Annotated in this window: 1 pseudogene; it reads right to left on the reverse strand. The window is 53.1% G+C overall.

From position 1 onward, the window contains the following. A pseudogene (locus AAC854_RS23530) lies at positions 1 to 271 on the reverse strand (hypothetical protein); the annotation flags it as partial.

Consider the following 271-nt stretch of genomic DNA (forward strand, 5'->3'; position numbering starts at 1 on the left):
ATCGGCATGCGTCTCTTCCTCCTTTTTCGGGGATTGTTCAGGTTTGGTTGTCATGTTCATGGGCGTCAGGTAAATATCCCCGCCCTCTCGCGGGTTGAGTTCTTCCAGTTCACGACATTCATTCGGGGAGTAGAAGGTGACCTGATATTCTGGTACCCAATCGTTATTGAGTTTGGGGACCACACTGCCCGGGTCGAGCGGTAATAATTCCACCACCTCCCCCAGTGCCTTCACCTTATAGGCATAGAAGTTCCCCCGCAGGCACAGGCAG

Origin of the sequence: Xenorhabdus entomophaga (genome assembly GCF_037996725.1) — a bacterium.
Classification (GTDB): domain Bacteria; phylum Pseudomonadota; class Gammaproteobacteria; order Enterobacterales; family Enterobacteriaceae; genus Xenorhabdus; species Xenorhabdus khoisanae.